Source organism: Rhodoblastus sp. (genome assembly GCF_019449565.1).
Taxonomy (GTDB): domain Bacteria; phylum Pseudomonadota; class Alphaproteobacteria; order Rhizobiales; family Beijerinckiaceae; genus Rhodoblastus.
Window position 1 is genome coordinate 14,857 of sequence record NZ_JAGRPM010000073.1, and the last position, 17,432, is coordinate 32,288.

21 protein-coding genes are annotated in these 17,432 nt (G+C 62.8%); 14 read left to right on the forward strand and 7 right to left on the reverse strand.

Annotated features, from left to right (window positions below; genetic code table 11):
* Positions 1-9: 9 nt before the first annotated feature.
* Entirely contained in the window at positions 10-354 is a 345-nt protein-coding gene (locus tag QZ409_RS16665; RefSeq protein WP_296713535.1) for a DUF2794 domain-containing protein, read from the forward strand.
* A gap of 7 nt (positions 355-361) precedes the next feature.
* On the opposite strand, the gene coaA is transcribed toward QZ409_RS16665, so the two are convergent.
* From coaA to hisB, 7 genes are all read right to left on the reverse strand, one after another.
* Positions 362-1,315, reverse strand: coding sequence for a type I pantothenate kinase (gene coaA / locus QZ409_RS16670; protein WP_296713598.1), 954 nt, complete (start codon positions 1,313-1,315; stop codon positions 362-364).
* 63 nt (positions 1,316-1,378) lie between these two features.
* Entirely contained in the window at positions 1,379-1,702 is a 324-nt protein-coding gene (locus QZ409_RS16675) for a phosphoribosyl-ATP diphosphatase (protein WP_296713538.1), read from the reverse strand.
* 13 nt (positions 1,703-1,715) lie between these two features.
* Positions 1,716-2,489, reverse strand: coding sequence for an imidazole glycerol phosphate synthase subunit HisF (hisF, locus tag QZ409_RS16680; protein ID WP_296713540.1), 774 nt, complete (start codon positions 2,487-2,489; stop codon positions 1,716-1,718).
* 32 nt (positions 2,490-2,521) lie between these two features.
* Complete coding sequence (gene hisA, locus QZ409_RS16685) at positions 2,522-3,271, reverse strand: 1-(5-phosphoribosyl)-5-[(5-phosphoribosylamino)methylideneamino]imidazole-4-carboxamide isomerase (protein WP_296713541.1); 750 nt, start codon at positions 3,269-3,271, stop codon at positions 2,522-2,524.
* Positions 3,259-3,909 (reverse strand): imidazole glycerol phosphate synthase subunit HisH, encoded by a 651-nt coding sequence (hisH, locus tag QZ409_RS16690; protein ID WP_296713544.1) that lies wholly within the window; start codon positions 3,907-3,909, stop codon positions 3,259-3,261. Before hisH ends, hisA begins: the two co-directional genes overlap by 13 nt.
* 2 nt (positions 3,910-3,911) lie before the next feature.
* On the reverse strand, positions 3,912-4,406 hold the full coding sequence (locus tag QZ409_RS16695) for a DUF2628 domain-containing protein (protein WP_296713545.1): 495 nt from the start codon (positions 4,404-4,406) through the stop codon (positions 3,912-3,914).
* Between the two features lie 16 nt (positions 4,407-4,422).
* Complete coding sequence (hisB, locus tag QZ409_RS16700) at positions 4,423-5,013, reverse strand: imidazoleglycerol-phosphate dehydratase HisB (protein ID WP_296713547.1); 591 nt, start codon at positions 5,011-5,013, stop codon at positions 4,423-4,425.
* Positions 5,014-5,260: 247 nt separating this feature from the next.
* Between hisB and hslV the strand changes: the two genes are divergently transcribed.
* The 13 genes from hslV (at position 5,261) to QZ409_RS16765 (ending at position 17,371) form a co-directional block, all read left to right on the forward strand.
* Entirely contained in the window at positions 5,261-5,830 is a 570-nt protein-coding gene (gene hslV / locus QZ409_RS16705; RefSeq protein WP_296713548.1) for an ATP-dependent protease subunit HslV, read from the forward strand.
* Positions 5,831-5,862: 32 nt separating this feature from the next.
* Complete coding sequence (gene hslU, locus QZ409_RS16710) at positions 5,863-7,164, forward strand: ATP-dependent protease ATPase subunit HslU (RefSeq protein ID WP_296713549.1); 1,302 nt, start codon at positions 5,863-5,865, stop codon at positions 7,162-7,164.
* A gap of 99 nt (positions 7,165-7,263) precedes the next feature.
* Positions 7,264-8,298 carry a tryptophan--tRNA ligase gene (trpS, locus tag QZ409_RS16715; protein ID WP_296713551.1) on the forward strand — a complete coding sequence of 345 codons (1,035 nt, stop codon included), beginning with the start codon at positions 7,264-7,266 and terminating at the stop codon, positions 8,296-8,298.
* 102 nt (positions 8,299-8,400) lie between these two features.
* Positions 8,401-8,961: a NifU family protein gene (locus QZ409_RS16720; RefSeq protein ID WP_296713553.1), complete on the forward strand. Its 561-nt coding sequence runs from the start codon at positions 8,401-8,403 to the stop codon at positions 8,959-8,961.
* 51 nt (positions 8,962-9,012) lie between these two features.
* Positions 9,013-9,702: a tRNA (adenosine(37)-N6)-threonylcarbamoyltransferase complex dimerization subunit type 1 TsaB gene (gene tsaB, locus QZ409_RS16725; RefSeq protein WP_296713555.1), complete on the forward strand. Its 690-nt coding sequence runs from the start codon at positions 9,013-9,015 to the stop codon at positions 9,700-9,702.
* Positions 9,699-10,181, forward strand: a complete 483-nt coding sequence (gene rimI, locus QZ409_RS16730) for a ribosomal protein S18-alanine N-acetyltransferase (protein WP_296713556.1) — start codon at positions 9,699-9,701, stop codon at positions 10,179-10,181. The genes tsaB and rimI overlap by 4 nt, the downstream gene beginning before the upstream one ends.
* A gap of 61 nt (positions 10,182-10,242) precedes the next feature.
* Positions 10,243-11,037, forward strand: coding sequence for a lysophospholipid acyltransferase family protein (locus tag QZ409_RS16735; RefSeq protein ID WP_296713558.1), 795 nt, complete (start codon positions 10,243-10,245; stop codon positions 11,035-11,037).
* Between the two features lie 92 nt (positions 11,038-11,129).
* Positions 11,130-12,557: a tRNA (N6-isopentenyl adenosine(37)-C2)-methylthiotransferase MiaB gene (gene miaB, locus QZ409_RS16740; protein WP_296713560.1), complete on the forward strand. Its 1,428-nt coding sequence runs from the start codon at positions 11,130-11,132 to the stop codon at positions 12,555-12,557.
* Between the two features lie 2 nt (positions 12,558-12,559).
* Complete coding sequence (locus QZ409_RS16745; RefSeq protein WP_296713562.1) at positions 12,560-13,630, forward strand: PhoH family protein; 1,071 nt, start codon at positions 12,560-12,562, stop codon at positions 13,628-13,630.
* Positions 13,627-14,130 carry an rRNA maturation RNase YbeY gene (gene ybeY / locus QZ409_RS16750; protein WP_296713564.1) on the forward strand — a complete coding sequence of 168 codons (504 nt, stop codon included), beginning with the start codon at positions 13,627-13,629 and terminating at the stop codon, positions 14,128-14,130. The genes QZ409_RS16745 and ybeY overlap by 4 nt, the downstream gene beginning before the upstream one ends.
* A gap of 88 nt (positions 14,131-14,218) precedes the next feature.
* Positions 14,219-15,154, forward strand: a complete 936-nt coding sequence (locus tag QZ409_RS16755; protein ID WP_296713566.1) for a hemolysin family protein — start codon at positions 14,219-14,221, stop codon at positions 15,152-15,154.
* A gap of 181 nt (positions 15,155-15,335) precedes the next feature.
* Positions 15,336-16,901 carry an apolipoprotein N-acyltransferase gene (gene lnt, locus QZ409_RS16760; protein ID WP_296713567.1) on the forward strand — a complete coding sequence of 522 codons (1,566 nt, stop codon included), beginning with the start codon at positions 15,336-15,338 and terminating at the stop codon, positions 16,899-16,901.
* Between the two features lie 56 nt (positions 16,902-16,957).
* Positions 16,958-17,371, forward strand: a complete 414-nt coding sequence (locus QZ409_RS16765) for a helix-turn-helix transcriptional regulator (RefSeq protein WP_296713569.1) — start codon at positions 16,958-16,960, stop codon at positions 17,369-17,371.
* The last annotated feature ends 61 nt before the right edge of the window (positions 17,372-17,432 follow it).

Sequence of the window (17,432 nt, forward strand, 5' to 3'; positions counted from 1 at the left end):
CTTCAAGTCTTGCGTTTGCCGGCGCCGGCTTCGACGCCGGGGGAGTCGGCAGGCCCGGTCGTCGGATTCGACCGCAACGAATTGCAAATCATCTTCAATCTCTATGGCCGCATGGTCGCGCAAGGCGTCTGGCGTGACTACGCGATCGATTTTTCGGCGTCACAGGCGGTTTTCTCGGTCTTTCGGCGCAATGGCGAGGCGGCCTATTTTCGCATCGTGAAAGAGCCGAAGGCGATCCGGAAACAGGGCGCCTATTGGGTTGTCGCCCAGACGGGGCTGATCCTGAAGCGCGGCCCCGAGCTTGCGCGGGTTGTCGCCGTGCTGGAGAAAAAGCCGAAACTGGTCATGGTCTGACCCGCTTTCACAATTTCCGCAGCGCAACTTCTTCAATGCGATGGCTTGACCCTTTGGTCAGCACCAGGCTGGCGCGCGCGCGGGTGGGCAGAATGTTCTCGTGCAGATTGCGCAGGTTGATCCGCTTCCAGATGCTCCGCGCTGTCGCCTCGGCGTCCTCATCGGGAATATCGGCATATTTCCTGAAATAGGATCGCGGATCGCGGAAGGCCGTCGAGCGCAGCCGCATGAAGCGTGAGACATACCATTTTTCGAGCTGATCCTCGTCCGCGTGGAGATAGACCGAAAAGTCGAAGAAATCCGAGACGAAAGGCGTTTCCTTGCCATCGCGCGGCAGGCGGCTGGGCAGCAGGACGTTCACGCCTTCGACAATGAGAATGTCGGGGCGGTCGACGCTCACGGTTTCGTCCGGGACCATGTCATAGGTCAAATGCGAATAAACGGGGGCCTCGACATGGCCGCGTCCAGCCTTGACGTCCGAAAGGAAGCGCAGAAGCCTGTTGGTGTCATAGCTTTCGGGAAAGCCCTTCCGGTCCATGAGGTCTTCCCGCTCCAGCTCCACATTGGGCAGGAGGAAGCCGTCCGTGGTGATCAGCTCGACCTTGGGCGTGTTCGGCCAGCGCGACAGCAGGGCCTGAAGCACGCGGGCGGTGGTCGATTTGCCGACTGCGACCGAGCCCGCGACGCCGATGATATAGGGAACCTTGCCATCGTCCGCGCCCAGAAATCGCTGGGTCGCCTTGAATAAGCCCTGGGTTGCCGCGACGTAAAGCGCCAGCAGGCGCGACAGCGGCAGGTAAATCGCGATGACTTCTTCGAGCGAAATCGGATCGTTGATCGATTGAAGCCGTTTCAGGTCGTCAATCGTCAGGGTCAAGGGCGTATCCGCGCGCAGTCGCGCCCATTCCTCCCGGGTGAAATGTCTGTAGGGAGAGAGATTGGGTCCGACAGGTTCGGCCATGTTTTCCGCGACGGACTGCCTGATGATGTCGTTCAACGCCGCCTCCAGGACGCGCCGAGCCCCCTAACTGGTGCGGGAGGCTTTCTCCTGATGGCCCGATTGCTGGGTGCGCCGGGCGAGTTCATCGATGACATCCTGCAACGAAACGCCGCCGTCTTGAAGCAAGACCAATAGATGATAGAGTACGTCCGCCGCCTCCATCTTCAGGGAGCCGGCGTCGCGCTCGGCCGCCGCGATCACCGCTTCAACCGCCTCTTCGCCGAATTTTTTTGCGATTCGGCCCGTGCCGGATTCGAGCAGGCTGCGCGTATAGGATTGGTCGGCGCTCGCCGCCGCGCGTCGGGCGATCAGGGCCGCGAGATCATCAAGCGAAAAGGCGTCGGTCATCGGTTGCGCTTCCTTAGAAAGCTGGGCGATCAAGTCGCATGGGAAGTCCCGCCTTCGCCATATAGTCTTTGGCGCCGCCAATGGTGAACTCGCCAAAATGGAAGATGGAAGCGGCCAGTACGGCGCTGGCGTGGCCGTCTCGAACGCCTTCGACCAAGTGTTCAAGCGTTCCCACGCCCCCCGACGCGATGACCGGAATCGAAACCGCATCGGCTACGGTCCTGGTCAGCTCGATGTCGAAGCCGGATTTGGCGCCGTCGCGGTCCATCGAGGTCAGGAGGATCTCGCCGGCGCCGAGCGCGGTGACTTCTTTCGCATATTCGACCGCGTCGATGCCGGTCGGACGGCGTCCGCCATGGGTGAAAATCTCCCAGCGTCCGGGCGCGACGTTCTTGGCGTCGATGGCGACGACGATGCACTGGCTGCCGAATTTTTCCGCGCCGCGCCGGACGAAATCGCGATCATGGACGGCGGCGGTCATGATCGAAGCCTTGTCCGCGCCCGCCAGCAGCAGATTGCGGATGTCGTCGAGAGTCCGGACGCCGCCGCCGACCGTGAGCGGCATGAAACACGCCTCGGCCGTCCGCTGGACGGCGTCGAACAGCAGGCCGCGTTCCTCGTGGCTGGCGGTGATGTCGAGAAAGCATAATTCGTCGGCGCCCGCGGCGTCATAGGCGATGGCGCATTCCACCGGATCGCCGGCGTCGCGCAGATTGACGAAATTCACGCCTTTCACGACGCGCCCGTCCTTGACGTCGAGGCAGGGAATGACGCGTGTCTTAAGCAAAATGCTGCTCCGTGCTGACGCTGGGCCTTTTTTCAGGCTTTGCGCTTGGCCTTGATGAGATTGAGCGCCTGCTGCGGATCGAGCCGGCCGTCGTAAAGGGCGCGACCGCTGATCGCGCCGGCGAGGCGCGCGCAATCCGGCTCCAGCAGCCGTTCGACATCGGCGATGGAGGCGAGCCCGCCCGACGCGATGACTGGAATGGCCAAGGCGTTGGCGAGGGCCAGAGTGGCCTCGATATTCAGGCCCTTGAGCACGCCGTCGCGGGCGATGTCGGTGTAGATGATCGCCGCGACGCCAACATCCTCGAATCTCTTGCCCAGTTCGACGGCGGTCAGTTGCGACGATTTCGCCCAGCCGTCCACGGCGACGAGGCCGTCGCGCGCGTCAATGCCGACGGCGATCCGACCCGGATGCAGCCGCGCGGCTTCACGGACGAGATCGGGGTCGCGGACCGCGGCCGTGCCGATGATCACCCGATTGACGCCCTTGCCGAGCCAGCCTTCGATCGTCCGCATGTCGCGGATGCCGCCGCCGAGCTGAACCTGCATTTTGGTCAACGCGGCGAGGACCGTTTCGACGGCGGCGGCGTTCATCGGCTTGCCCGCGAAGGCGCCGTCGAGATCGACGACATGCAGATATTCGAAGCCCTGAGTCTCGAAGGTCAGCGCCTGAGCCGCCGGATCGTCATTGAAGACCGTCGCCTGCGCCATGTCGCCGTGGATGAGTCGGACGCATTGTCCGCCCTTGAGGTCGATCGCGGGAAACAGAATCACGGGCGCCACCTCAGGAAATTGGAAATGAGCCTGAGCCCCATCGACTGGCTCTTCTCCGGATGAAACTGTACGCCGACAATCGTGTCCCGGCCGACCATCGCCGTCAAAGCGCCGCCATATTCGGTGGTGGCAATAACATCGTCAGGGTTCGAGGCCAACAGGTGGTATGAATGGACGAAATAGGCATTGAGCCCATCCGGCCCGGTCGCTATGCCCTCGAGCACGGGATGGGGCCTGTTCAGGTCAAGATTGTTCCAGCCCATATGCGGGATTTTGAGATTCGGATCGCTTGGCTTGATCGGGACGACGGCGCCGCCGATCCAGCCAAGGCCCGGCGTATCGCCATGTTCAAGCCCGCGTTCGGCCAATAATTGCATGCCGACACAGATGCCGAGGAAAGGCGCTCCGCGCTTGCGGACGGCGTCTTCAAGCGCCTCGGCCATGCCTTCGATTTCCAGAAGGCCGCGCCGGCAATCCGCAAAAGCGCCGACGCCTGGCAGGACGATGCGATCGGCCCGGCGCACGGCCTCGCTGTCAGCCGTGACAGAGATCGCCGCGTCTATGCCGCTTTCGCGCGAGGCGCGCTCGAAAGCCTTGGCCGCGGAATGCAGATTGCCGGATCCGTAATCAATGATGGCGACGTTCAAGACTAAGTCTCCCGAGACGGAAACAAGCCCAGCAGATCGGCGCCATCCGTTGCGCCGGCCGCGGGGGGCTTGGCGCCGTCGTCCCGGTTTTGGGCCGGCTGCGGCTTGGCGGCGAACAGATCGTCGGCGCGCTGGGCGAAATAGACCGTTTCCGCGTCGCCGACCGAATCGCCCAAGGTCAGGCCGTGGATCAGGAAGCCCGCACGGGACAGCCGGTGTTGCCGAAAGCGGTCGGCTTCAAGGCCGAAAGCCAGGGCGCCAAGATTATAAAGCAGGAAGGTCGCCGCCGGGCCGACATGGGCGAAGCCGACGAGAAGCCCGATGACGACGAGAAGGGCCATCCAGAGACCGAAGGCGAGCCAAAGGCCATGGCGGGCGGCCCAGAGAGGCGTAGCCAGAAAGGCGGGCCAGCAAAAGCCCAGTTTCACGAACCGGGCGTGTTCAAGCGTACGCGCCGTCGAGCCGCCCATCGGAAGAAAGACTGAATAAAGCTTCATGGCGTTCCGCGTCGCTTCAAAGCGCTCCCTTGGTGGAAGGGATGCGGTCCTTCTGGCGAGGATCGATCGCCAGCGCCGCGCCCAGCGCGCGGGCGACGCCCTTGAAACAGGTTTCAACGATATGATGGCTGTTCACGCCATAAAGCGTCTCGATATGGAGCGCGATCGCGGCGTGCTGGGCGAAGGCCTGAAAAAACTCCCGGACCAGCTCGGTGTCGAATTCTCCGAGCTTGGCTTGCGGAATCGCGGTGCGGAACACCAGAAAGGGGCGTCCCGAGACGTCAATCGCGACGCGCGTCAAGGTTTCGTCCATCGGCAGATGAACGTCGGAATAGCGAACGATGCCGCGCAGATCGCCGGCCGCCTGGCGCAGCGCCTGTCCGAGGGCGATGCCGACATCCTCGACCGTGTGATGCTGGTCGATGTGAAGATCGCCTTTGGCGGCGATTTCAATGTCCATCAGCGAATGGCGCGCGAGTTGATCGAGCATGTGATCGAAAAAGCCGATTCCGGTCGAGATCTTGCTGAGGCCGGAGCCGTCGATCGCAAGTTTCACGAAAATGTCGGTTTCTTTCGTCGTGCGCTTGATCTCAGCTTGGCGCGTCATATTCTTTCCCTTGCCGTCCGGGGCAGCGCGGATTGGCGAGTGCTTTTCCGCTAGGATATTGGTCGTGGCGCGTTTTTCAACGCGCCTTCGCCCTTACGGGGCATAAATTCTGACCTCGGATGCAACGGCTCATAGCAAAACGCCGCCTCGCGCGCCACTCTGTCGCCGAGGGCCTTGTAACATTAGCGTGAGCGCAATAGATGCGCTGGCGAGACAAAGCGACCCGCATCCCATCCGAGACGATTCGATGACCGACCACTCCGGCCCGCCTTCCATGCATGCGACGACGATCATCCTGGTCCGCAAGGGCGGCAAGACCGTGATCGCCGGCGATGGACAGGTCAGCCTGGGTCAGACCATCATCAAGGGCAACGCCCGCAAGGTGCGGCGTCTGGGCAAGGGTCAGGTCATCGTCGGCTTCGCCGGCGCCACCGCCGACGCCTTCACCTTGTGCGAAAGGCTGGAGGCCAAGCTCGACCAATATCCCGGCCAGTTGCTGCGCGCCTGCGTGGAGCTGGCCAAGGACTGGCGCACGGATCGCTATCTGCGCAGGCTTGAAGCCATGATGCTGGTCGCCGACAAGAGCGCCGCCCTCGTCCTGACCGGCAATGGCGACGTTCTGGAGCCCGAACCGGCCGCTGACGGCGTGGTGATGGGCATAGGCTCCGGCGGAAATTACGCTTTGGCTGCCGGCCGGGCGCTAATCGACAGCAGCCTCGACGCCGAGGCCATCGCGCGCCGCTCTCTCCAGATCGCCTCGGAAATCTGCGTCTACACCAATGCGAATATCGTCGTGGAAAGCGTCGACTCGCTTTGATCGCAATATTGGCCAGCCCCAGAGCCTGATTCATGACCGACCTTTCTCCCCGCGAAATCGTATCCGAACTCGACCGCTACATCATCGGCCAGAAGGACGCGAAACGCGCCGTGGCGATCGCATTGCGCAATCGCTGGCGGCGATTGCGGCTCGAAGGGATGATGCGGGAAGAGGTTTTACCCAAGAACATCCTGATGATCGGGCCAACCGGCTGCGGCAAGACCGAGATCGCGCGCCGCCTCGCGCGCCTCGCCAATGCGCCGTTCCTGAAGGTCGAGGCGACCAAATTCACCGAAGTCGGCTATGTGGGCCGCGACGTCGAGCAGATCGTGCGCGATCTGGTCGAGATCGGCATTTCTTTGGTCAAGGAGACCAAGCGAAAGGATGTCGAGGCGCGGGCCCAGCTTGCAGCTGAGGAGCGCATCGTCACAGCGCTGGTCGGGGCCAATTCGAGCGCAGCCACCCGCGACGCCTTTCGAAGGAAATTGCGGGCGGGCGAGCTGGAAGACAAGGAGATCGAAGTCGAGATCGCCACGTCCTCCGCGCCTGCGATGCCGATGTTCGACTTGCCGAACATGCCGGGGGCCTCGGTCGGCGCGATTTCGCTGGGCGATATTTTCGGCAAGCCGTCACGCGCCAAGCAGCAGAAACTGCTGGTCAAGGACGCACGCGCGCCGCTGCTGGCCGAGGAAAGCGAGAAATTGCTCGATCAGGACGAGATCGTGCGGCTGGCGATCCGCGAAGTCGAGAACAACGGGATCGTATTTCTCGACGAAATCGACAAGATCTGCGCCAAGGACGGCCGTAGCGGCGACGTCTCCCGCGAAGGCGTCCAGCGCGATCTCCTGCCCCTGATCGAGGGGACGACAGTCGCCACCAAGCATGGCTCCGTCAAGACGGACCATATCCTGTTCATCGCCTCGGGCGCGTTTCATGTCGCCAAGCCTTCCGACCTCTTGCCGGAACTGCAAGGCCGCCTGCCGATTCGGGTCGAATTGTCGTCGCTCGACGAGGATGATTTTCGCCGCATCCTCACCCAGCCCGAAGCGAGCCTCGTCAAGCAATATCGCGCCTTGCTGGAGACGGAGGGCGTGACTCTCGACTTTACCGAAGACGCCATCGACGCTCTGGCCCGGGTTGCGGTTCAGGTCAATTCGAGCGTCGAGAATATCGGGGCGCGCCGCCTGCAAACGGTGATGGAGCGGGTGCTCGACGACGTCAGTTTCGCCGCGGGCGATCATTCCGGCCAAATCGTCACGGTTGACGGCGCCTATGTCGAGGAACGTGTCGGCGATCTCGCGCGCAATGTCGATTTGAGCCGATTCATCTTGTGATCGAGCGGATTCGGCGGATGTTTCGCCGGTTCCGCCTCTTGCCAGAGCAATGGCGCGAAGCCATAAGACGGCGATCCCATTCTTCCCGCCCGGACGCCGATGACCTCATTTCCCGAACGTGTCTTTTCCGGAATTCAGCCGACCGGCAATCTTCATCTCGGCAATTATCTGGGCGCCATCGTCAAATTCGTCGCGCTGCAGAAGACGCATGAGTGCCTGTTCTGCGTCGTCGACCTGCACGCGATCACCGTGCCGCAGGAGCCGAATGAATTGCGCGCCGCGATCCGCAAGATCGCAGCAGCCTATATCGCTTCGGGCGTCGACCCGGTCAAAAACATCATCTTCAATCAAAGCCAGGTGGCGGAACACGCGGAGCTGGCCTGGGTCTTCAATTGCGTCGCCCGCATGGGCTGGCTCAATCGCATGACCCAGTTCAAGGAAAAGGCGGGCAAGGATCGCGAAAACGCCTCGATCGGCCTGTTCGCCTATCCGACCCTGATGGCGGCGGACATCCTGCTTTACCGCGCCACCCATGTTCCGGTCGGCGAAGACCAGAAGCAGCACATTGAACTGGCGCGCGATATCGCCCAGAAATTCAACAATGATTTCGCCGACTCCATCGCGGCCAATGGACATGTCGGCGGCTTCTTTCCCTTGCCGGAGCCCTTGATTCAGGGGCCGGCGGCGCGCGTGATGAGCCTGCGCGACGGGTCGAAGAAAATGTCGAAATCGGACCCGTCCGAATATTCGCGCATCAGCCTTTCCGACGATTCCGACACGATCGCGCAAAAGGTTCGCAAGGCGAAGACCGACCCGGAGCCTTTGCCGACGGATAAGGAGGGCCTGAGCGGCCGTCCAGAAGCGGAAAACCTGATCGGAATCTTTGCGGCTTTGAATGATTCGACGACTGAAGCCGTCTTGCAGCAGTTCGGAGGCGCGCAATTCTCGGCCTTCAAGCAGCAGCTTGTCGACCTCGCCGTGGCCAAGCTCGGCCCGATCGGCGCGGAAATGCGGCGCCTCGAACAGGATCCTGCCTACATTGATTCGGTCCTGCGCGACGGCTCGCAGCGAGCGCGGGCGATCGCGGGGCCGATCATGAATCAGGTCAAGGACGTCCTGGGTCTCATCCGCTGATTGAGGCGTGAGAGCCAATCAGCCCTTTTTATTGCGGCGCCAGAGGATTATCTTCTGTCCATTCCATCTCCGGCCTTGAACCGGATGATCCCGGAGGCATGCATGTTCATTCAAACGGAATCGACCCCCAATCCCGCCACCCTCAAATTCCTTCCGGGCGGACCCGTGCTGGAAAACGGCTCGCGCGACATGCCGAGCCTGGACGAAGCCAGGGCTTCGCCCCTCGCCAGCGCCCTTTTCACGATTGAAGGCGTTAGCGGCGTGTTTCTGGGGCCGGACTTCATCTCGGTCACGAAATCCTCCGGCGAATGGCAGCATCTCAAGCCTGCCATCCTCGGCGCCATCATGGAGCATTTCATGTCCGGGGGGCCGATCCTTTCCCCCGATGCCGCAGCGCCCGACGCGTCGCAACAGGAGTTTTTCGCTCCCGAACATGCGGAAACGGTCGTGGCGATCAAGGAACTGCTTGAGAATCAAGTGCGTCCGGCGGTCGCGAGCGATGGCGGCGACATCGTTTTCCGCGGGTTCAAGGATGGCGTGGTCTATCTCCACATGAAGGGCGCCTGTTCCGGCTGTCCCTCCTCGACCGCGACCCTGAAACGCGGCATTCAGAATCTGCTGTGCCATTACCTGCCCGATGTGAAATCGGTCGAGCAGGTCTGAAGCGGCGGTCGAGGACTTTCGCCCCTTTGATGCGAGCCAGACCATAGGCCCATGCGCATACTCGCCATCGATACCGCCTTGCCTGCCGTTTCCGTCTGTGTGCTCGATGCTGGCGAAAACCAGCCCGTGGCCAGGGAATCTGTGCCGATGGACAAGGGCCATGCCGAGGCGTTGATGCCTATGGTGGCGCGGGTCATGGCGCAGGTCGAGGGCGGATTCGTTTCGATCGACCGCGTCGCGGTCACGGTCGGCCCCGGCTCATTTACCGGCATTCGGATCGGCGTCGCCGCCGCGCGCGGCATCGCGCTCGCGCGGGGTATCGAGGCGGTCGGCGTTTCGACGCTGGCGGCCTTTGCTGCGCCGCTCCTGTCTGAGGAATCGGAAGGAATCGTCGCCGCCGCGATCGACGCACGGCATGGCCACGTATTCTTCACGGCCTATGGCCCCGCGGGCCGCATCCTGACCTCGCCCCGCATTCTCGCCCTTCGCGACGCCTGCCGCCTGCTCGGCGCCGGCCGCATTCGCGCGGTCGGTTCTGGCGCGATCCTGTTGCGCGATGAGGCGGCGATTTATGGCGGCGACATACATGTCGCCGACGCCTCTCCCGCGCCCGATATTCTCGCAGTGGCGCGGCTCGGCCTTGTCGCCGATCCGGCCAACGCTCCCGCGCGGCCGATTTACCTCAAGGCGCCGGACGTCAAGCCCGGCATCAAGCCGTCGATCCCGGTCGTCGCCTCATGAAGCCGCCCTTTTTCTGGCGCGCCACGTCGCAGGACGCCGCGCCGCGCCTGCTTCGTCCCGCCGATGCGACAGGCTGCGCCGATCTTCACGCAACCAGTTTCGCCCACCCGTGGTCCTCGTCCGAATTCGAGGCCTTGCTGGCCGATTCCGCCTGTTTCGGCGACGGGATGCTCGACCGGGCGAAAATGGCGGGCTTCATTCTGTCGCGCCGCGCCGCCGATGAAGCGGAGGTGCTGACCGTCGTCGTCGCGTCCTCCGCGCGCCGAAAGGGCTGCGGCCGCCGCCTTCTTGCCGCGCATCTGGCGCGGCTGGCCGCGCTCGGCGTCGCCAAGGTCTTTCTCGAGGTCGAGGAAGGCAATGCGGCGGCTCTCGCGCTCTATCGCCGTTTCGGCTTTTCCGTCGAGGGAAGGCGCAAGAATTATTACGCGAAGTCCGACGGCGGTCGCGGCGATGCCTTGATCATGCGGCGCATTCTTTGATGAATGTCGCTCCGATCGCCCTCGTCATAAATCGGTCATTGCTTCTGCCTAACCGGCGCCCATGCCCTATCTCCGCGCAGCTCTCCTGATCTTCGCCCTCAGCGGCTTCTATCTCATCGGCGTGCCGCTACAGCGGCTGGCGCGCCGGCGGGGCTGGGCCTTGTCGCGCGAGATTCCGCCGTTTTTCGCGCGCACGGTCTGCGCGCTCCTCGGTCTGCGCGTCCGGTTCGAGGGCGAGGAACTTGGGCCGAAGCCGCGCATGATCGTCGCCAATCATGTCTCCTGGAGCGATATTCTCGCTCTGGCCCGCCGGGAAACGCCCTGCTTCGTCGCCAAGAGCGAGGTCGCGGGCTGGCCGTTGCTCGGCGCCTTTGCCCGCGTCCAGGACACGATTTTCGTGCGGCGGGACAGCCGGACCGAGGTGCCGCGCGTCAATGCGGCCATGGCGGAAAAGATGGTGGCTGGCGAGGACGTCCTGCTATTCGGCGAAGGAACCTCCACCGACGGCGCGGGCGTCCTCAGCTTCAAGCCGTCGCATTTTGCGGCGGCGCGCGATGTTTTTCGGCTGTTTCCGGAAACATCCGCTGTGACGGTCCAGCCTGTGGCGATCACCTATACCCACGCGCGCGGCGAACCGCTCGACGAGGCGGGACGCCGGGCTCTGGCCTGGTTTGGCGACGCCGACCTTGCGCCGCATATCTGGCTGCTGCTGAAGAGCGCCCCGGTCGATTGCGTCATTGATTTTGGCGAACCTCTGTCCTTTGCGCCGGAGAGCGACCGCAAGGCTGTGGCGCTCGAAACGGAAGCGAGGGTGCGCGCGCTCGCTGAGGCCCAGATCGCCAGGTTGCAGGCCTGAACCAAAAATTACGCGCGCTTTCTTATCGGCGGCGGTAAAATCGGTTATTGGTGGAATGACTCCAGAGCCGTCCCGGAGGGACCATTTCAATTTTGCAGCCTGATCCCGATATCGCGCGCGCCGAAGCCGAGACTGTGCCGCCCCAAGGCAGAAAGCTTCTCGTCAAATCCTATGGCTGCCAGATGAACGCCTATGACGCGGCGCGCATGGCTGACGTGCTCGCGCCGGAAGGCTTTGTCGAAACCAGCGACGTCGAGGACGCCGACCTTGTCGTTCTGAACACCTGCCATATCCGCGAAAAGGCGTCGGACAAGGTCTTTTCGGAGCTGGGAAAGCTGCGCGTACTCAAGGAGGCCCGCAAGGCGGAAGGCAAGGCTCTGCAAATTGCGGTCGCCGGCTGCGTCGCGCAGGCCGAAGGCGCGGAAATCCTGCGCAAGCAACGCGCGGTCGATCTTGTCGTGGGGCCCCAGAGCTACCATCGCTTGCCCGAAATGCTGCGGCAGGCGGCCCACGGCCCGGTGATCGATACGGAATTTCCCGTCGAGGACAAGTTTGACCATCTGACCGAGCCCTCGGAAGAGAAGATCCGCCAGCGCGGCGTTTCGTCTTTCCTGACCGTTCAGGAGGGATGCGACAAATTCTGCTCTTTCTGCGTGGTGCCCTATACGCGGGGCGCGGAAACCTCGCGCGATGTAGGCAAGATCGTTGCGGAAGCGGAACATCTGGCGCGCTCCGGCGTCCGCGAAATCACCCTGCTGGGCCAGAACGTCAACGGCTATCATGGCATTGGCGAAGACGGCGGCGATTGGTCGCTGGCGAGATTGATCGAGCGCCTTGCCGGGATCGGCGGCCTCGCGCGCCTGCGTTACATGACCAGCCATCCGAACGACATGGCGGAAGACCTCATCCGCGCGCATCGCGAATTGCCGAGCCTCATGCCCTTCCTGCATCTCCCGGTGCAGTCGGGATCGGATCGGATTCTCGACGCCATGAACCGGAAGCACAAGGCCGACGACTATTTGCGTCTCGTCGAGCGCATCCGCGTGGCAAGGCCTGACATCGCCCTGTCGTCGGATTTCATCGTCGGCTTTCCCGGCGAGACGGAAGAGGACTTCAAGGCCACGCTGGCGCTTGCTCATGAAGTCGGCTTCGCTTCGACCTTCTTCTTCAAATATTCGGCGCGGGCCGGCACGCCGGGCGCCGAGCTGGACGACCAGATTTCCGAAGAGGTCAAATCGGAACGCCTCGCGCGCCTTTCGGAGGTGGTCGAGGCCCAGCGTCACGCCTTCAACGCCTCGATGGTCGGGCGCAGGATCGAAGTTCTTTTCGAAAAGGCGGGCAGGCGTCCGGGGCAGATCGCCGGGAAGTCGCCCTATCTCCAGCCTGTTCAGGTCGACGGGCCGGACGCGCTGATCGGCGAGACCGCGCTGGTCGACATCGTCGATTGTGGCACGAATTCATTGTTCGGCCGCCTTGTGGCGGGCGCGAGTCCGGCATTTCGCGCCGGGGAGGAAGTCTGAGCATGGCTCTTGCCGATGGCTCGTTCGGGAAAGCCGAGCAGAATGCAGACGGTGGATCGGTCGAATTGGCGCTGACGCTTGACGACAATCGGACGGCTTCGCTGGTTTTCGGCCAATATGACCAGAACCTCGCCCGCATCGAGCGCCGGCTGAATGTCGTTCTGAACACCAATGGCAATCATGTCGCCATCAAGGGGCCAGCCGAGGCCGCTGGCCATGCGCGCCGGGTGTTGCAGATCCTGTGCGATCGCGCCCGGAGCGGCCAGCTGGCGACCATGGGCGACGTCGATGGGGCGATTCAGGAATGCGCCCTTCAAGGCAATTTGTTCCCCAAGGAAGCGCCGACCCCGCGCTCGACCTTCGAGCAGATCGCAACGCGCAAGAAGGGCTCGGTGAGGGCGCGAACCGCCGCGCAGGACCTTTACATCCGGGAGTTGCGGCGTTTCGAGCTTGTCTTCGCGGCAGGCCCAGCCGGAACGGGCAAGACCTGGCTCGCGGTCGGCCATGCGGTCTCCCTCCTCGAACAGGGGGTGGTCGAGCGGCTGATCCTGTCCCGGCCGGCGGTCGAGGCCGGGGAACGCCTTGGCTTCCTGCCAGGCGATATGCGCGAGAAGGTCGATCCCTATCTTCGCCCCATCTATGACGCCCTGCAGGATTTCATGGATCCGCGCATGGTCGAGCGCGGCATGCAGACCGGGATGATCGAGGTTGCGCCGCTGGCCTTCATGCGCGGGCGCACCCTGACGAACGCCTGCGTCCTGCTGGACGAGGCGCAGAACGCAACGTCGATGCAGATGAAAATGTTTCTCACGCGTCTGGGCGAAGGCTCGCGGATGATCGTCACCGGCGATCCGACCCAGACCGATCTTCCTCCGGGCCAGCGATCCGGCCTGAGCGAAGCGATATCGCTGCTCTCAGGGCTGGAAGGCGTCGGCCATGTGACTTTCACCGACGAGGACGTCGTGCGGCACGATCTCGTGCGTCGGATCGTCGGCGCCTATGAGGCGGCGACGCGACGCGAGCGGGAGAGGCCCGCGCCGCCTTCGCCAATCGACAAGGATTGGTCGCCATGAGGCTGGCCATAGAAGCCGCTGTGGAATGTTCGCAGTGGGAAAAGCTGGCGAACCTGGACGGCTTTCTCGCCGAAAGCCTGCAGGCGGTCTTGGATGAAACCGGCGAGGACGTCCGGGAAGGCGCGGAGGTCAGTTTCCTGTTCTGCGACGACGCGCGCATCCGTGAGCTCAACCGTCAGTTTCGGAGCAAGGACAAGCCCACCAACGTCCTGTCCTTTCCGGGGCCAGAACCTCTGGAAGAGGCGCAATTCCTCGGCGACATCGCGCTAGCCTTTGAGACGATCGCGCGGGAAGCGCAGGAACAGGGCAAATCGCTCGAACATCATTGCCGTCACATGATCGTCCACGGATTTCTGCATCTTCTGGGCTATGATCATGAAGAATCCGTGGAAGCCGAACAAATGGAAGCGACGGAAATCCGGATTCTTCGGGCCTTAGGCGTTGAAGACCCTTATTGCGAAGACAACCATAGAGAGACCGAAGTCAATGGGCGCGCCTGAACGGGACATTGAGGAAACGCCTTCTGTCGAGCGAAGTCCCGGCAAACCGAGCGGCTCCGTCCTTGAACGACTGAGGTCCCTGTTCGGAATGAGCGGAGCCTCGATCCGCGATGATATCGAGGACGCGCTCGACGACGCCTCGGTCGCCGGCGATTTCAGCCCTCAAGAACGGACCATGCTCAAGAATGTGCTGGGTCTGCATGAGGTCAGGGTCAGTGACGTCATGGTGCCTCGCGCCGATATCCTGTCCGTGCCGATTGAAGCGTCGCTCGCAGCCGTACTTGCGACCTTTCGCACCGCTGGCCATTCACGTTTTCCCGTCATCGGCGAGACGCTCGACGATCCCCGCGGCATGGTTCACATCAGGGATTTCGTCGATTTCGTCGCCGCGGAGGCCGAGAAAAGCCTGGCGCAGCGCCGGATTAGATCAAATGGAGCCCCGGCGTCCGACAGTTTGGCGGACCCTGTGGCGAACGAAAACGCTCAGCTCATGCCGGTCGATCTCGGCATTTCGCTTGAGACGGCGGGCATTCTGCGCCCCGTCCTGTTTGCGCCGCCGTCCATGCCGGCTCTGGATCTTCTCGTCAAAATGCAGGCGACCCGCACGCATATGGCGTTGGTGATCGACGAATATGGCGGAACCGATGGCCTGGTCTCGATCGAGGACATTGTCGAAATGATTGTCGGCGATATCGAAGACGAGCATGATCTCGATGAAAGTCCGAAAATCGAACTGGTCGCGCCGGGAATTTTTGTCGCCGATGCGCGCGTGGGTCTCGAGGAGGCGTCCGAACGCACGGGGCTGAACCTGTCGGCTCATGGCGAACACGAAGAGGTCGACACTTTGGGCGGCCTCGCCGCGGCCTTCGCTGGGCGCGTCCCGATTCGCGGCGAAGTCGTCGCCAGTCCGGGCCGGGATTTCGAATTCGACATTCTCGACGCCGATCCCCGCCGGGTGAAGCGGCTGAAGCTGCGCCTCATCGACGAAAAATCGGCCGCCGCGCCCGAACCTCCGCCCGAATGAATTCGGCGCGGGGTCAGATCCCTCTCGCCCTTTCCTGGGGGAAAGTTGAACTTCGGCGCGGCCGAGGTTCGCATCCCCGCAATCGCCGAACTAGAATCCCGTTCGTTTTTTGATCCGCGCCCCGATCCGGTGAATTTTGCCGCGCGGCGTCGCCGGATCGCCTCCCTGCCGGGAACGCCCGATGTTTGTACTTGCCCAGCGCGTAATCCTTGCCGAGTCCTGGCGTCGCCGCCTGATCGCGTTTGGCGGCGGCGCCATCGGCGCCCTGGCTTTGGCCCCGGTCGCGTTTTTCCCGGCCTTTTTCGTGCCGATGACGCTCGCCGTCTGGCTGATCGACGGGTCCGGGGCGGATTCGGTCTGGTCGAGTTTAAGGCGCGCCGCTGGCGCGGGCTGGTGGCTGGGTTTTGGCTATTTCGTCGCGGGCCTGTGGTGGCTGGGCGCCGCCTTCCTGGCCGAAGCCGATCGCTTTGCCTGGGCTCTGCCTCTCGGCGTGCTCGGCCTGCCGGCCGTTCTGGCCGTTTTCACCGCTTTAGGCTTCATATTCGCGCGGCTGTTATGGTCGGCCGGGCCGGCGCGAGTCTTTGCGCTCGCAGCGGGGCTGAGCGCGGCTGAATGGCTGCGCGGCTTCCTTCTTTCCGGCTTTCCCTGGAACGATTTCGGGATGGTTCTCGGCGGGAATCTCATTCTTGCCCAGACCGCTTCGATCTGGGGCCTTTACGGACTGACGATCCTGTCGGTCCTGATTTTCGCTGCCCCCGCGCTGCTGGCGGGCGCAAGCGGCAGGAAAGTTCCAATTTCCGCGCTGGCTCTCCTGGCGGGCCTCGCCCTGTTTGGATCAGTTCGTTTGTCGGCGTCGCCCGGCGAGGTCAAGGGCGTCAAAATCCGGATCGTGCAACCGAATGTTCCGCTGGAGGATTTTCGCGCCGATCGCCGGGATCATCTGCTGGAGCATTACATCAGCCTGTCGGATCGCGCGACCTCGCCCCAGACCAGCGGAGTGGGCGACGTCACCCATCTGTTCTGGCCCGAATCCTCCTTTCCCTTCATTCTTTCCCGCGACGGAGCGGCGCTATCCCTGCTGGCGGCGCGGCTTCAGAACGCGGTTCTGTTCACCGGCGCCGCCCGCGCCGAGGGCGAGGGACGCAAAGCGCAATATTTCAATGCGATCCAGGTCGTTTTCGGCGGCGAGGTCAAGGAAAGCTATGACAAGAGGCATCTTGTCCCGTTCGGCGAATATCTGCCCCTCACCGGGCCGCTCGCACGTCTGGGGATTTCCCAATTCGTCGCCATACCGGGCGGCTTCAATTCGGGCCAGTCGTCGCGCTTCCTGACCGCGCCGGGCCTGCCTCCTGTCCTTCCAATGGTCTGTTACGAGTCGATCTTCCCCTATGAAATCGCGGATCGGATCGGTTCCCAGCCGTTGCGCCCCGGCGTGATGCTGAATGTCACCAATGACGGCTGGTTTGGAATCACTTCTGGTCCCTACCAGCATTTCGCACAGGCGCGGCTGCGGACGATCGAACAGGGCCTGCCCATGATTCGGGCGGCGAATACCGGCATTTCGGCGATCCTCGATCCCTATGGCCGGACAGTCGCTATGGCGCCATTGGGGATCGAGGCGGTCGTCGATGGAGCGCTGCCAAAAGCGATTCCACCAACATTGTTCTCCAGATATCCCTATGTCGCCCCGATCATCTTGTGGATTTTTGTCCTCGTCGGCGCCTTTATTCGCCCTCGCAGGATTTGACTTTAGGTCAGCGGCCATCGCAAACTAGGGTTGCAATCCTACAGGCGCGAATCTCCGTGACAAAAGTCCCAAATCCCATCGACAGACATGTCGGCGCGCGGGTTCGCATGCGCCGGATGCTCATCGGCATGAGCCAGGAAAAACTCGGCGAAGCCCTGGGGCTGACCTTTCAGCAAATTCAGAAATATGAAAAGGGCGCGAACCGGATCAGCGCCAGCCGCCTGCAGCAAATTTCGGACGCGCTGAGCACGCCCCTGGCCTATTTCTTCAAGGGCGCCCCGACCTCCGATGGCGTCGTTCACGGCGGATTCGCCGAGGCTGGCGCGGAAGAGAACAAGGTCAGCGATTTCGTGATGACCGCCGAGGGCCTGAGCCTCAACCGGGCTTTCGCCCGCCTGTCGGATCCCAAGGTGCGCAAGAGAATCGTGGATCTTGTTACCGTGCTCGCCGAGGCGGAAAACACCGGCTGAGCCCTGTTTCAACCCCGGGGATGAAAAGCGCCAGCGTTCGTTATATCGAACAAAACAACTC